This window comes from Stenotrophomonas sp. 22385 (assembly GCF_052045085.1).
Classification (GTDB): Bacteria; Pseudomonadota; Gammaproteobacteria; order Xanthomonadales; family Xanthomonadaceae; genus Stenotrophomonas.
The window spans coordinates 52,920-67,991 of sequence record NZ_JBQEOG010000008.1 but is presented as its reverse complement, the minus strand read 5'-3'; the positions used below and the strand labels follow the sequence as shown (position 1 = coordinate 67,991).

8 protein-coding genes are annotated in these 15,072 nt (G+C 67.7%); 5 read left to right on the top strand and 3 right to left on the bottom strand.

Annotation, left to right across the window (positions count from 1 at the left end):
* The first annotated feature begins 37 nt into the window (after nt 1–37).
* From ACTJI4_RS14755 to ACTJI4_RS14740, 4 genes are all read left to right on the top strand, one after another.
* The gene (locus ACTJI4_RS14755; protein WP_440869793.1) at nt 38–2,224 is read left to right on the top strand and encodes a TonB-dependent receptor; all 2,187 of its coding nucleotides are present in this window, start codon (nt 38–40) and stop codon (nt 2,222–2,224) included.
* Between the two features lie 170 nt (nt 2,225–2,394).
* Entirely contained in the window at nt 2,395–2,961 is a 567-nt protein-coding gene (locus ACTJI4_RS14750; protein ID WP_440869792.1) for a TetR/AcrR family transcriptional regulator, read from the top strand.
* Nucleotides 2,958–4,643, top strand: a complete 1,686-nt coding sequence (locus ACTJI4_RS14745) for an MFS transporter (RefSeq protein WP_440869869.1) — start codon at nt 2,958–2,960, stop codon at nt 4,641–4,643. Before ACTJI4_RS14750 ends, ACTJI4_RS14745 begins: the two co-directional genes overlap by 4 nt.
* Nucleotides 4,644–4,651: 8 nt before the next feature.
* Complete coding sequence (locus ACTJI4_RS14740) at nt 4,652–5,821, top strand: HlyD family secretion protein (RefSeq protein WP_440869791.1); 1,170 nt, start codon at nt 4,652–4,654, stop codon at nt 5,819–5,821.
* A gap of 178 nt (nt 5,822–5,999) precedes the next feature.
* Here the strand turns inward: ACTJI4_RS14740 and ACTJI4_RS14735 are convergent, their stop codons facing one another.
* The gene (locus ACTJI4_RS14735) at nt 6,000–6,485 is read right to left on the bottom strand and encodes a transcriptional repressor (RefSeq protein ID WP_440869790.1); all 486 of its coding nucleotides are present in this window, start codon (nt 6,483–6,485) and stop codon (nt 6,000–6,002) included.
* A 14-nt stretch (nt 6,486–6,499) separates the two neighbouring features.
* Nucleotides 6,500–7,903 carry a glutamate--tRNA ligase gene (gene gltX, locus ACTJI4_RS14730; RefSeq protein ID WP_440869789.1) on the bottom strand — a complete coding sequence of 468 codons (1,404 nt, stop codon included), beginning with the start codon at nt 7,901–7,903 and terminating at the stop codon, nt 6,500–6,502.
* A 491-nt stretch (nt 7,904–8,394) separates the two neighbouring features.
* Between gltX and ACTJI4_RS14725 the strand changes: the two genes are divergently transcribed.
* Nucleotides 8,395–9,399: a hypothetical protein gene (locus ACTJI4_RS14725; RefSeq protein ID WP_440869788.1), complete on the top strand. Its 1,005-nt coding sequence runs from the start codon at nt 8,395–8,397 to the stop codon at nt 9,397–9,399.
* On the opposite strand, the gene ACTJI4_RS14720 is transcribed toward ACTJI4_RS14725, so the two are convergent.
* Nucleotides 9,392–14,809: a dermonecrotic toxin domain-containing protein gene (locus tag ACTJI4_RS14720; RefSeq protein WP_440869787.1), complete on the bottom strand. Its 5,418-nt coding sequence runs from the start codon at nt 14,807–14,809 to the stop codon at nt 9,392–9,394. The two genes, ACTJI4_RS14725 and ACTJI4_RS14720, sit on opposite strands and share 8 nt — an antisense overlap.
* Nucleotides 14,810–15,072: the final 263 nt, after the last annotated feature.

Below are 15,072 nucleotides of genomic sequence, written 5' to 3'. Positions count from 1 at the left end.
GATACATTGTAACAATTAGCCGACGGACCCTCTGCCCATGCGCTCTTCCCGCTCCTTCAAACCGCACGCCCTGTCCCTGGCGCTTGCTGCCGCCCTGCTGCCTTCCCTGGCCATCGCCGCCGACGATGCGGCCGAACGTGACCAACACCTGACCGAACTGTCTGCGGTGAAGGTCACCGCCAGCCCGTTGCAGGGTGATGCCGAATCGCTGGCGCGCCCGGTGGACGTGCTCGCCGGCGAGCGCCTGGACGAACAGAAGGCCGGCACCCTCGGCGACACCGTGGCCAAATTGCCCGGCGTGCAGAGCACCTTCTTCGGCCCCGGCGTCGGCCGCCCGATCATCCGCGGCCAGGAAGGCCCGCGCGTGGCGGTACTGTCCAACGGCATGGGCAACATGGATGCCTCCACTGTCAGCGCCGACCACGCCACCAGCATCGAACCGTTCCTGGCCGATCAGATCGAAGTACTCAAGGGCCCGGCCACCCTGCTGTTCGGCAGCGGCGCCATCGGCGGCGCGGTCAACGTGGTGGATGGCCGCATCGCCCGCGACCTGCCCGAGCGCCCGCTCAGTGGGCGCGCCGAAGTGCGCGGCAACTCGGTCAACGACGAGCGCAGCGGCATGTTCCGGCTCGATGGCGTGAACGGCAACTGGGTACTGCATGTCGATGGCCTGGTCCGCAACGGCGATGACTACCGCATTCCCGGCTACGCGGTGATCGACGGCCTGGAAGACCACAGCGGCCACGACCACGAAGACGGCGACGCCGACGAACCGCGGCGCGGCACCCTGGACAACAGCTCGATCCGCACCCGCGCCGGTGGCGTCGGCGCGACCTGGCTCGGCGAAGGCGGCTACTTCGGCGCCTCGGCCAGCACCTACCGCACCAACTATGGCATTCCCAACGGCGCCCACGTGCATGCCGACGACGACCATGATCATGACCACGATCATGGCGACGAGGAAGAAGAAGGCGGCGAACACGACGTGCGCATCGACATGGTGCAGAACCGGTTCGAAGCCAAGGGTGGCATCTACAACCCGGTGTCGTTCCTGAAGAACATCAACCTGCGCACCGCCTACACCGACTACGAGCATGTCGAGCTGGAAGCCGGCACGCCGTCCACGCGCTTCACCAACCGCGGCGTCGAAGCCCGCCTGGAAGCCGTGCAGCAGCAGATCGGCGGCTGGGACGGCGCGTTCGGCCTGCAGTTCGGCAACAGCGATTTCGGCGCCAAGGGCGAAGAAGCGTTCGTGCCCGATACCGGCACCCGCAACGTGGGGCTGTTCGTGCTCCAGGAAAAGCAGTTCGGCCCCTTCAAGCTGGAACTGGGTGGCCGCCACGACCAGGTCAAGCTGGACCCGACCGGCGACTACCGCGCGCGCACCTTCGATGCCACCAACCTGTCGGCGGCCGGTATCTGGAAGCTCAATGATGCGGTCGACCTGCGCTTTGGCGTGGACGGCTCCGAGCGCGCGCCGACCAATGAAGAGCTGTACGCCGCCGGCGCACACATCGCTACCCGTTCGCTGGAGATCGGCGATGCCAACCTGAAGACCGAGCGCGGCCAGCGCGTCGAGCTGGGCATCCACACCCACAGCGACCGTCTCGATTTCTCCGCGTCGATCTACCAGACGAAGTTCAAGGACTTCATCTACCTGGCCGACACCGGCGTGGTCGAAAGCCTGCCGGTCCGCCTGTGGACCCAGCAGGACGCCACCTTCAAGGGTGCCGAAGCCGAAGCCCTGGTGCACCTGTTCGAAGGCAGCACCGGCGACTGGGACCTGCGCGTGTTCGGCGACTACGTGAAGGCAGAGCTGGATGGCAGCGGCAGCCGCAGCGTCGACATCGCCGTGCCGCACGGCGACCATGACCACAACTACACCGTGGACCTGGCCAACACCGGCTACCTGCCGCGCATTTCTCCGGCCCGGGTCGGCGCCGACCTGCGCTGGTCGCGTGACGGCTGGCGTGCCTCGATCGGCGCGGTGCGTTACAGCAGCCAGAAGGACACCGCGCAGAACGAAGCGCCGAGCGACGGTTACACCCTGGTCGATGCGCACGTCGCCTACCGCTGGGACCGTTCGGACAGCAACAGTTACGAAGTGTTCCTGGACGGCAACAACCTGACCAACCGCGAGGCGCGTGCGCACACCTCGCTGCTGCGGGACTACTCGCCGCTGCCGGGCCGTGGCGTGGCGTTCGGCATCCGCGCGTACTTCTGATCACTGCCGGGGTACATGTTCGACCTTCGGGGGCCGCAAGGCCCCCGTTTTTTTTCGCCCTGCCGGACCGGGAGGCGGCGACTTCACGCCTTGTTGACCAACCAGAGCGGCCTCATACCGGCATCGCCCGCCCGGCTTCCACTGCGGACATCCCTGTCCGAAAATAGCGCATGCAAAGTCAACGTGCCGATGCGGCTGCGCGCCGCGCCCTGATCCTGGATGCCGCCGACAGCGTGTTCGGCCAGCATGGCGTCACCGCGCCGCTGGACCTGGTCGTGGAAAAAGCACAGGTCGGACGCGCCACCCTGTACCGCAATTTCCCCGACCGCACTGCGCTGATCGAGGCGTTGCTGGACCGGACCGTGGCGCGCATCGCGCGCCAGGTGGAAACGCTGGGCGACCGCGATGACGCCCTGTTCGAAGTGCTGCAGGGCATGGCCACGCGGATCGTACAGTCGCCGGCGCTGGCCGATTACTGGCGCGCGGTCGACCCGGACGAACCAACGATCAAGGCGGCGCGGCAGACCGTGCACACCCTGCTCAAGGCGCCCATCCAGCGCGCGATCGATGCCGGTTTGTGCCGCCCGGACCTGCAGGCGGCCGATATTTCGCTCATTTCCAGCATGCTGGGCGCGGCACTGCGCGGCAAGACCCGCGAGGAGCGCGCACGGCTTGCCGGACGCGCGCTCCAACTGCTGCGTGGAGGACTGGGCGGACAGGTCGACGGAGGCCGCTGATGCCCGAGTACCTCAAGCCCATTCCCGACTGGGAGGAACACGAAAAACCGACCCTGCCCGGCTCCGCGTCGATGCCGTGGCACCCGCCCCACCGGCGCGTGGCCTACGCGCTGGTTGCACTGCTGGTGGGCATCACCGGCGGGCTGGGCAATGCACTGGTGACCGCCAATCTGCCGTTCCTGCAGGGCCAGCTCGGGCTCACCCCGACCCAGGGCAGCTGGCTGGTCGCCGCCTATGCGATGGTCAACGTCACCGCCAACCTGCTGGCCTTCAAATTCCGCCAGCAGTACGGCATCCGCCTGTTCGCCGAGATCGGGTTGGGGTTGTACGCCGTATTGGCGGTGCTGCATCTGTTCGTAGGTAGTTTCGAGACCACGTTGATGATGCGTGCGGCCAGCGGCTTCGCCGGTGCGGCCTGCACCACGCTGGGTACGCTGTACATGCTGCAGTCGCTGCCGCGACGCTACACCGGCAACCTGCTGGTGATCGGCGTGGGCATTTCACAGATGGCCGTGCCGATTGCCTGGCTGGTTTCGCCGGGCCTGATCGACACCGGCCAGTGGCATAACCTGTACCTGTTCGAGGCCGGGCTGGCGCTGTGCGCGTTCGCTGCGGTGGTAATGCTGAAGCTGCCGCCCGGCGCACAGATCAAAGTGTTCGAGCCGATGGATTTCGTCAGCTTCGCCCTGCTTGCCCCCGCCGTGGCCCTGCTGGTGGTGGTGCTGGCCCAGGGCACCCTGCGTTGGTGGCTGGACACGCCGTGGCTGGGCTGGGCGCTGGTCGCGTCGATCACCCTGGGCACGGCGGGGCTGGTGGTCGAGCGCTGCCGGCGCAATCCACTGCTGCAGATCCGCTGGCTGTCCAGCCTGCCAATGCTGCACTTCATCGTCGGCGCGTTCCTGCTGCGCTTCCTTACCACCGAACAGTCCTACGGCGTGGTTGGGCTGATGCGCCAGCTGGGCATGGGCCCGGACCAGATGCGACCGCTGTTCGCGGTGATCCTGGCCGGGGTGATCACCGGCATCGCGACCAGTTCCCTGACCTTCGGGCCGAAGCGCATCATCGCGCAGCTGTTGATGGCCATCCTGCTGCTGGGCAGCGCCGCGCTGCTCGACCAGAGCCGCACCAGCCAGGACCGGCCGCATGACTTCTTCCTCAGCCAGTTCCTGGCGGCAATGGGGTCGGGCATGTTCATGGGCCCACTGATCATGCTTGGGATCACCCAGGCGCTCAAACAGGGTACCGACCACATGATCACCTTCCTGGTCACGGTGTCCATCACCCAGACCTTGGGCGGGCTGGCCGGTTCGGCGCTCCTGGGCACCTACCAGGTGCACCGCGAGCAGGTATATTCCAGCGCGCTGGTCAGCCAGCTCGATCCGTCCGATGGCGTGGTCGCGCAGCGCCTGAAGCTGCAGCAGCAGCTGTATGCGCCGCTGCTCACCGATGGTGTGCAGCGCAGCGCGCAGGGCACAGGGCAGCTGGCCCAGATCACGCGCCGTGAAGCCAACGTGCGCGGCTTCAATGACGTGTTCTCGTTGAGTGGCCGGGTCGCCTTGGGATTCCTGGGCTGGCTGCTGCTGCTATCGGTGCGTACCGCCGTGCTCAAGCAGTGGCGCAAGCGCCATCCCGGTTCCCCCTCCCCTTCAGCCGCTGCGCCGTCCGCCGCGGCCCAGCGATGAGTGACGCCATGTCCACCCCCCCTCGCGATGCGCCCCCTGACGACGTCAATCCCCCGGCCCCGACCGATGCCGCGCCGGTGACGGCACCCGCTGCCCCGGCTGCCGCTGCAACGCCGGGCGGCGCGCCCAAGTACCTCAAGCCCAGCCGGCGCAGCGTGGTCGTGATGATCGTGGTCGCGTTGATCGGCATCGCACTGATCCTGCGCGCGTGGTCGTTGTGGCCGTTCAACAGCAGCTGGGTCAGCACCGACAACGCCTATGTGCGTGGGCAGATCACGGTGCTTGCGCCGCAGGTGAGCGGCTATGTCACCGATGTGCTGGTGAAGGATTTCCAGCACGTCAGACAGGGCGAACCGCTGCTGCGCATCGACGACCGCATCTACAGGGAAAAAGTAGCGCAGGCGCAGGCGAACCTGGACAGCGCGGTGGCCGCGCTGGCCAATTCCGATCAGGCGCAGGCGCAGAACCGGGCGCAGATCGGCGCTGCCAAAGCAGCGCTGTCGGCCGGCCAGTCGGAACTGGCGCGCTCACGCAACGAGCTCAAACGCTATGAGGAGCTGGCCGACCAGCAACTGGTGGCGCTGAACGACCGTGACAAGTTCCGCACCAGCGCGCAGGCCGCGCAGTCATCGGTGCAGCAGTCGCAGGCGCAGATCCGCATCGCAGAAGAGACCCTCACGTCCACCCAGGTGGCACGCAAGGGCCTGGAAGCCGGCGTGGAAACCGCCAAGGCGCAGCTGGAGCTGGCACGCATCGATCTGGCCAACACAGTCATCCATGCCCCGCGCGACGGACAGGTCAGCGAAGCATCGGTGCGGCTGGGGCAATACGTCACCGCCGGTTCGCAGCTGATGTTCCTGGTGCCTGACACGCTGTGGGTGGTAGCCAATTTCAAGGAAGGGCAGACCTGGCGCATGCGCATCGGCCAACCGGCCACGTTCTCGGTGGATGCCTTCGATGGCGAACGCTTGAACGGCCACATCGAACAGATCGCCCCGGCCACGGGCTCGGAGTTCAGCGTGCTGCGCCCGGACAACGCCAGCGGCAATTTCACCAAGGTGGTACAGCGGCTGCCGGTGCGGATCGCGATCGACCCGGATCAGCAGCTGGCGCCGCGGCTGCGCCCCGGCATGTCGGTCGTCGTACGGGTCGATACCGCAGCGGAGCCCAGAAGGTAGGGGCGGTTCCCAAACGCCTGCCGGTGACAGTGCAACGTCCGGTAACGCATGACCTGAAACGAAGGCGCTTCTACCGCAGAGGTCATGCGCCCCACTGTTGATAAGCGGCATCGGCAGTCATTTGGGAGCCGACCCTACCAGCCGCCATGGTCCAACGTCCCGTCGAAAGGCTGCGGCTTTACCCCGCGCAGCGGGCGCACAGACCGTGCACTTCCAGGGTCTGTGCCTGGGGCTGGAAGCCCAGTTCCTTGGCGCGCTTTTCCAGCTGGCTGACGATCTCGCGGTCTTCCAGCTCCACCGCGCTGTGGCAGCTGTTGCAGATCAGGAACGGCACCGAATGCTGCGCGCTGCTGGGGTGGTGGCAGGCGACAAAGGCGTTGACCGACTCGAGCTTGTGCACGAAGCCGTTGGCCATCAGGAAATCCAGCGCACGGTACACCGTGGGCGGGGCGTCGGCGCCCACGCCCTTGCCGTTGCGCACCCATTCCAGCAACTCGTATGCCTTGACCGGCTTGCCGGCTTCGGCGATCAGGCGCAGCACGTTGGCGCGGATCGGCGTCAGCCGCAGTCCGCGCTCCGTGCACACGCGCTCCACCACCTTCACGAAGTCAGAAGCGTCGTGAACATGATGGTGTGGGGCGGTACAAGCGGTCTTGGCGGACATGCGGTCTCCTGGGCTCAGGCCGTCGGTACTTTAGTGAGTGCGACGTCGATGCGTTTCAAGGCCTCTTCACGCCCGGCCAGGAACACGGTCTGCGAAATGTCCGGGCTCACCTGGGTGCCGGTGATGGCCACGCGCAGCGGCTGCGCCACCTTGCCCATGCCGATCTCCAGCACTGCAGAGACGTCGTGCAGGGCCGCCGCGACGCCGTCCAGCGTCCAGTCACCCAGTGCGGCCAGCAGCTCGCGGGTCTTGCCCAGCGCCAGTTCCGCGCCCGGCTTGAAGTGCTTGGCCACTGCTGCCTCGTCGTAGTCGAGCAGCGGCTGGTACCAGACCACGGCCTTTTCCGCCATTTCCTTCAGGGTCTGCACGCGGTCCCGCAGGGCCACCACCACGTCGGCCGGCGCCGGGCCGGCGTTCAGGTCCAGGCCCAGCTTGTTCAGCTGATAGACCAGGTGGGGAGCAACAACCGCCGGATCCTCGGTCTTGAGGAAGTGCTGGTTGACCCAGCCCAGCTTGGCCATGTCCAGGCGCGAGGCCTTGGAATTGCAGTGGGTCACGTCAAACAGCTCGATCAGCTCCTGGCGGCTGAACAGCTCCTGATCGCCATGCGACCAGCCCAGCCGGGCCAGGTAGCTCAGCAGCGCGTCGGGCAGGTAGCCGGCGTCCTTGTACTGCATCACGTCGGCCGCACCGGTGCGCTTGGACAGCTTGGCGCCCTGCTCGTCCAGGATCATCGGCATGTGGCCAAACCTCGGCACCGGCGCGCCGATGCCTTCGTACAGGTTGATCTGGCGCGGGGTGTTGTTGATGTGGTCGTCGCCGCGGATCACTTCGGAAATGCGCATGTCCCAGTCATCCACCACCACCGCGAAGTTGTAGGTGGGGAAGCCGTCCGGGCGGAAGATCACCATGTCATCCAGTTCGCTGTTGGCGATCTCGATGCGGCCCTTGATCAGGTCGTCGAACACCACGGTGCCTTCCAGCGGGTTCTTGAAGCGGATCACCCGGTTGGGATCGTCGCGGTACGGCAGGTTCTGCTCGCGTGCGGCGCCGTTGTAGCGCGGCTTTTCCTGGCGCGCCATGGCGGCCTCGCGCATTGCGTCGAGTTCTTCGCGGGTTTCGTAGGCGTAGTAGGCCTTGCCGTCGGCGATCAGCTGCTCGGCCACTTCCTTGTAGCGGGCCACGCGCTGGGTCTGGTAGATCGGGCCTTCGTCATAGTTCAGGCCCAGCCACTCCATTGCCTCCAGGATCGCGTCGATCGCGCCCTGGGTGCTGCGTTCACGGTCGGTATCTTCGATGCGCAGCACGAACTCGCCGCCGCGGTGGCGCGCCTCCAGCCAGCAGTACAGCGCCGTGCGGGCACCGCCGATGTGCAGGTAGCCGGTGGGACTGGGGGCGAAGCGGGTGCGGCAGGTCATGGAAGGCTCGGGGAAACGGGAATCCCGGCAATTTTACCCGTACCGGGGAGCAAACGGGACGGCCGCCCGATCCACCGTGCGCCCGGGCTTCAGTGACGACATCCACATGCCCAGATGGACATGAAGAATGCCCCTGCCGGCCAGCATTGAACCCTGGCGGCTCGCGCTGGGCGGACGATCTGCTGCCGTGACGGTCGCAAACGACGCAGAATTGCCGCGTCCATCGCCGGGCAGAATGGCTCTGCGTCGCATATCTGGATCACATCCAGTGATTGTCTGAATCGAAAAACTGCTTGCAACATCACCCCATCAATCAAGGCAGGCATGCGCGTCACGCTTTCCCGGCTTGCCATGCGCCGCAGGCACGGGGAGATGCTTGGCAGGAAAGGCGTGCGCATGCCCGGCCAACGCCCCGCCGACATGGCAGCTGCACGTTGCACAGGCGGGGCGGCTTCGGTAGCAATGGCGGTTCACCCCTGCCGGAGTCACCGATGGATGCCCCGCTGACCCCCATCACCCGCAGCTCGCCGACCGGGCGCACCCCGTCGGCGGCGCCGGGCACGGAACGGCCGGTAGCGGCCAACACACCCGCCATCCCCGGCCCGGGCGCTGGCGCATGCGCGACCGGCCTGCTGAGCGTGGCCAACCGCCCCTCGCCGTTACCGGTGCCGAACAAGATTCACATGTACTGGCAGGGATCGGCCAGCGCGTTCGCCCGGCATCTGCAGACCGTCACCGCCATTGCAGAATCCAATCCGGCGTGGCGATCGCGGTTGCACATGATGGCCGACACGCCGGCGGATGCCGCAGGCATCCATGCGCTGCTGCGCGACTCCGGCGTGAAAGTGAAAGCGCTGACCGCCGAGGGCTGGTTCCAGGCGTTCCAGCAGACGCCGCGCTACCGGCAGTTCCAGGCCGCATGCACGGGCAGCCGCGCGCATGCAGCCGCCGCTGCGGACGTGATCAAGACCGAACTGCTGGCACGCAAGGGCGGGGTATGGTCCGACGTGGACAACCTGCCGCTGCTGCCAATGCCCGCCACGCTGGAGGTCGCGCCCGGCGGCGTGTTGACCGCAGGCCCTGCCCGTTTCACCCGCTGGGGCGGGCAGCGCGGCGTGCACTGCTCCACGCTGGCAACGCACGCGCAGAATGCCACCCTGGATGCGATCAACACCGCCAGCTTCGACAAGTTCCGCAAGCTCGAGGGCGTGCTTTTTGCGTCCAACGCCGTCACTGACGACCCGGACCGCCATTTTCAGTTGATCTCCGAAACGGGCGGGTCGGTCCACCTCTCCCAGGAACTCATGCAGCGCGACGCCGGATTCCGCGACGAAGTCGAGCGCCTGCATGCCGACGGCGCGCGCGTGGGCGAACGCCATGCCATTTTCGATGCCTGCTTCAAGCCCCAGGCCACCACTGGCTGCGGTACATTGGATGATGCCCAGATACTGACCCTGCTCGAACGCCTGAGCCCGCCCGGCCATGTCGTCATCTAGCCATCGCCGCCCGCGGCCGGCAGCGGCTCGAGCAGCCGCTGCCAGCCGCGGGCCTGGGCCTGCGCCTGCAGCCGCGGGGCGTTGACCTGCCGCAGGTGGAACTGGAACCCGGTGCTGCCTGGCGTGGAAAACGCCCATACAGTTCAGCCAACGTCTGCGGCAACGCCCCGTCGTCGGCCCCAAGCACATGGGCAAATACCCGCGAACTGAAAAGCGCGTTCACCAACCGGGCAAAGCAGGCTTCGCTTGCGCAGACGTTCAAGCCGCTGTTGGGGTCAAAGATCATCAACAGCCGTTGGCCGTTTGCGGATGTTCGTGCGGCGCACACCATGCTGTGTTGGCTGCCACTGAGAATGAACTCGGCGTTGTCGGCCACGCCCATCAGGAACCGCGGCAACTGCGAGGTGGCGATCAGCGAGGTCGAGGACATGGTGCCGCGTTCCAGGGCCGCCCCCTGCGCATCGCGCACGGCGGCGAAGATGGCCGCTGACCGGGCGTCCAGCGGTGCAGCGATGGCATGGCGGAGATTGTCGAGTACCACGGCCTCCTCACCACGTGCCAGGGCCACGGCCATGATCCGCGACAAGCCCGTGCACATCCCCGCCGCCGAGCCGCTGGCTTCGCCCAGCAGGCCCTGCGAGGCCGGATAGAATCGTCCTCCGGCCGCACTGACCTCGCGGGCCACCAGGACTTCCATCATGGCGTACTGCTCGGCGCGCAAGGTGCTTTCCAGCCGTTCGATGATGGCCGACAGGGCGCCCAGCTGGACCGGATCGAGAACGCCCGAAACGAACAGCTCCTTCATCCGCGCCACGCTGCTTCCGTCGTGGATCGACGAAGGCGCCACGACCCGCTGCCAGTGCTCGCGCCCCCATTCAAAGTCCGCTGCGGCGGCATCCCGGGAGGGCGACCGCAGCCGCTCCAGATGCAGGTTCAGGGCGTTGCGGTAGGCCAGGTTCAGCGAGGACCTGCGCATGGGCACCTGGCCCACAACCGCCTCGGGTGCGCCCCCACGCAGCCCCAACGGCGCGTGTGGTTCCCACAGGCCGTCGGCGTTCAACCGCACCGGCAGATGCGCGGCGCTGTCAGGCCGGGGGTCGCGCAGCCGCCAGGTACGCTGCGCGCGATCCACGCTGACCTCGTAGGTGTGCCCTCCCTGCTCGATGTAGTCGCGGCCCGCGTTGTGGACCACTCCATTATCGGCCGCACGGATTCCGCTCAGGCTCACCGGCTGCGAGTAGCGTTCGGCCAGCTGCCGCAGCGGATCGGGGCCCTGCGGCAACACCGGGACCTGCAGTGCCGGGACCAGGCGGGCGCCTTCATGGTCCGCAAGCGCGGCCATCCGCGCAGTGCCCAGCGGCGCGGACAGCGCCAGGCCCAGCACCCCGACGGCCGCTGTGCGGGCGCCAGCCTCACGTGCCTCCTGCGTCTGGCCCGTGACTGCCTCGTGCACGCCCACACCGAGCTCGACGAGCCCGCCGACCGCCACCACGGGCAGCAGCGCCGGAATGAACACGCTGGCCAGGCCCACCGCGTCTTCGAGCTGCTCCAGGCGCGGCATCCAGCGTTGCCGGAACGCTTCCCATGGCGAGGTCATCAGCGTCTGCGCGTCGCGCCGCGAACGCTCGCGGAATCGGCGCACCAGCGCGACCGACGCCTCACCCTCGATGGGGCTGGTCAGGCGTCCATCATGGAACATCGCGCGTGCGCCACCGCCCAGCGCCGAATGCACACCATTGGAGACCCAACCGTCCTGGAGATCGGCCAGATCGAATGCCGATTCCAGCCACGCCTGCCCCGTGTTGCTGGCGGCCAGCCGTTGCACCCATCCCATCAGATCCGCATCACTTGAGAATTCATGGAACCGGCCGCCACGGTGCGGCACGAACAGCAGCACTTCGGGCCCCTGCGCGTCACTGATGTGCAACAGGGTCGAGGCCGTGCCGTGGATGTTCAACCACCCCGCCTGCGTACCATTGCGGGGCGTCGGGGTGTAGGCCGGATCCTGCGACTGCCGGGCATCCATGTCGCCGAACAGGCCCAGTGCCAGCTGCGTGCCGCGCAGCGACAACGAGCCCGCCGCATACAGTTGCCAGCACGAATGCAGGTAGTTCCCGCGCAGGATCGTCCGTACCCGGTCTTCATGCCGCCTCCAGAACGCCTCGAGTCTTGCCAGGTAGGCACTCTGTACATCCAGCCCGCGCACGACCGCCAGCAGCTGCGCCGGCAGCAGGTCGGCCACTTCGTTGCCTTCATCGAAGAAGTCTGCGTTGTCGCTGCGATACAGCCCCAGTCGTTCCATCGGGACATCGTCCAGGCCCTGCCCGCGGGACATGGCACATTCGGCGAATGTGATGGCGGACTGGCGCTGGGCGTGCGTATGGCGCCAGCCGCTGGCCGTCTGGTTGCTGGCGGTGCCCGCGCTGAAGAGCACGACGTAGGCCCCTTCGCTGTCAACGGCGGTGCCGTAGCGCTGCAGGATTTCACCCTCCAGGCACTGCCGCACGAAATGGCCCAGGCTCGGAAAGCTGCCTGCAAGCAGACTGCGCCCGGCAGTAAGCGCATGCAACCAACGCGCCCCCTCCATGCCCAGGTTACGCAGCGCTCCCGGGGTGTCGGCCGGAAACCGGGCCAGCCAGTGCGCAGCGCCCCGAGCTGCGATATCTGCCGGCGTCAGGGTAGCCAGCTCTGCCGCGGCGGCCAGTAGCGGGAGCGGCACCGGTGTCCGGGCCGACGTCAGCAGCCGCTCCAGCCCGTTGAAGTGGCGACGCACACGGTCCGGGCTGCGTGGTGCGGGCGGGCGCAGCTGCGCATGGCGCAGATCGAGAGAATGCCTGAACAACGTCCAGCGAAAATCGCCGTCGAGCATGTGCGCGGGCACCACCGGCAGGTGCCCGCGCTGCCATAGCGCATGCTCGTTGACTGCCACCCGCAGCGGGAGTTGCTGGCGCACTTCCGTGGCCAGCCGCTGCAGTGCGGCGCGGCGGGACGGGAATGCCTCCACCGCGGGGAAGCGGTTGTCGCTGATGAGCAGCACCTGCGACGTCACCGGCGCCGCCACGTCCGCCGCTGAAACCAGCAGTATCCCGTGCAGCGGCACCATGCGGCCGCTGGCATTGGCCGCCAATGCGTGCACTTCGATCTGCCGCCCCGGCATCGCCAGCGCACGGCCATTGGCGGGCTCGACCATGTCAAACCGCGCCGGGAAATCGACCAGGACCTGTACCAGCGCAAGGGCGTCATCGCTCAGCCGGCCGGCGGCATTCAACAGCGTTGCGGCACCGGAAAGGCGGCGACTCACCGCAGCCAGATAGTGCTGCGAGGCTGTACTGGGTTGACCGTGCCAAGCCGCTTCCACCACGTCGTCGAACCGGCGTCGGAACCCGGCCATGTAGTCCCGTCCCGCGACGGTATCGGTGAACTGCGCCAAGGTCAGTTCCCGGCACTCCTGGGCCGGAAAATAGGTATCCGGCGTACCCCGGTAATACAGCCCCGCGAACTCCGGATCGGGCGGGACGCTCGACAACGCGGCGCTTGCCAGGGTGCGCGAGCTGAGCAGGCCGCTGCGGACACGCTGGTGCAGCGCCTCCTGGCCCACACGGGGGTACAGCACGGTGCGGGGAGGCCGCAGCTGGCGCGCTTCCCACGCTTTCCAGGTTTCGCTGACCTGGAAGGTATTCAGCCGGATCTTCGACGGATCGATGGAGTGCCCGGTAACCGACTGCAGATCGGTGGCGACCTGTTCGGCCAGGTAGGCATCGAGATGCGGTAGCGCAGCCCACGCCTGCATCAGGTGCCGCTCGGAGACGGCAATATCCCGCGTAGCCGCACGCAGGCGCGCATGTTGCGCGCTGGCGTTGTCACCCATCGCCTGGACCCAGGTCAGCAGTCGCGAGCGCAGCAGGCCACCCTCCGCGTTTCCGCCACCCGAGAACGGCAGCGCGGCGGGCTCCGGGGCGCGGAGCGCGGCCTCGATCAACACTGCACTGGCATGCTGCAGCTGTTCGTGCCGCCGCTGCCCTGCATGGTCGGCCGGCGGCACCAGCATGGTTTCCGCAGCGCGGCGCATCCGGGGTGGGGCTGGGGTTTCGTCGCTGCCAGCACCCACACCGAGCGTTGCCACCACCGCACCGCCGATCTGGTTCGCCTGAAGCTGGTCGCCGATGGCAGACACCAGCACCTCCGGGCGCTCCCGTCGTGGACCCTGCACACACTGCCAGATCGCATGCCACAGAGACTCCCCGCCGTCGCGTGCGATGACACTGTCGAGCAGCCGGGTTGCGTCCTGCACTTCCAGAGGCAGCGGATCGCGGGGGAGCTGGCCCGCCGCCCAGCGCCAGCCCAGGGCCACCAGGCCTGCGCCACCGCCTACCAACCCCGCCGCCAGCGCCAGCAGGCCACGACCGCCGTGCGACGCTGCGCCCGATGTCGCGGCCGCGGTGGCGCCGGGTGGCTGCAGCAGCGGCACTGCAGCGGCGCCGCAAGGGCCGGGAGCGGCCACGCCACGCGCCGCCCGCGGCCCGGTGCTCAGCGTCCGCAGGCCGGGTATCACAGACAATGCGTACAGGAGCGCTTCACCCAGCGCCTGGGCACACCCCGGCAGTCGACCGGGACCAGGTGCGGCACGGTGGGCAACCGCCAACAGCCGTTGAGCCAAGGCATCACCGGGGCCGCCAGAGGTCGCCAACAGCGGTGCGGCCGAAGCGCCTGCCAGCGTCTCCAGTGACGACAGCACCGCCGCCCGCCCGGCGTCCGATATCACTGCGCGGTGTTCGGCATCCACGGCATCGAAGAGCGCGGGCAAGGCCATGCGCGGATCAATGCACGCCGCATCCCGATCGGCCACGGCGGCCATTTCTGAAATAGCACGCTCCAGCCGATCGACCGCGAGGCCGGGGACCCAGCACGCCACCTGCTCCCGGGCCATCGCGCATCGCGCAGCACCCGACCCGACCTGCAGGCTCCGCGCCACCTCGCGGCAATCGTGCACGCCGCGGCTGCGCTGCTCGTCCAACAGTGCATTCCACTCGCTGACGGACAGGTCATGCGGTCGATACAGTGCATCGCGCATCGCGCGCAACAAGGTATTGGTCATCGCAGCGGCATGGGTCAGGTGTGCGCGCATCGGCATGCAGGCAACTTCCCAGGCCGCGCGCGGCAGAACCAGCAGTCCAGCCAGGCATTGGCGCCACGCAGCAACCTGCGCACGTGGCAAGCCTCGTGGCAACAGGCGCGCCAGGGCATCGTCCACCAGCGGCTGTGCCATGGGCCCGGCCAACGCCGTGCGGTGGAAGGTTGGCGCAAGCGACAGGAAAAAATGCGCATCCAGCGGCCCGCGGCGCAATGCGGCCGCCAGTGCATCCAGTTCCCGCTGCGGCACATCCGACAGCCACAGAGCACATCCCTGCACCGCCGGACACCTGTTCTGGATCTGCTGCAGTGATGGCGCCGCTGCGCTGCGCAGATCAGCGCCGGGTATCGATTGTCGAGGCTCGCGCACGACCGGGTCGGAGGCAGGAAGAATCGGGTTCACCGTGGTCCTGTGGGCAGACGACAGGCGGTACCCTAGCCTGATAGCACGTCAATGCAACCCCGCCCCCGTGGTCACTGGCGGACAGGGCAGTGCGCGATGCCGATTGCGACCGTGCGGCAATCGTGGGGTGGTGCGCAACC

Excerpts from the sequence above, each read along its gene's own strand:
- ACTJI4_RS14755 (WP_440869793.1), top strand. The coding sequence starts at position 38 with ATGCGCTCTTCCCGCTCCTTCAAACCGCACGCCCTGTCCCTGGCGCTT.
- ACTJI4_RS14750 (WP_440869792.1), top strand. The coding sequence starts at position 2,395 with ATGCAAAGTCAACGTGCCGATGCGGCTGCGCGCCGCGCCCTGATCCTG.
- ACTJI4_RS14740 (WP_440869791.1), top strand. The coding sequence starts at position 4,652 with ATGTCCACCCCCCCTCGCGATGCGCCCCCTGACGACGTCAATCCCCCG.
- ACTJI4_RS14735 (WP_440869790.1), bottom strand. The coding sequence starts at position 6,485 with ATGTCCGCCAAGACCGCTTGTACCGCCCCACACCATCATGTTCACGAC.
- gltX (WP_440869789.1), bottom strand. The coding sequence starts at position 7,903 with ATGACCTGCCGCACCCGCTTCGCCCCCAGTCCCACCGGCTACCTGCAC.
- ACTJI4_RS14725 (WP_440869788.1), top strand. The coding sequence starts at position 8,395 with ATGGATGCCCCGCTGACCCCCATCACCCGCAGCTCGCCGACCGGGCGC.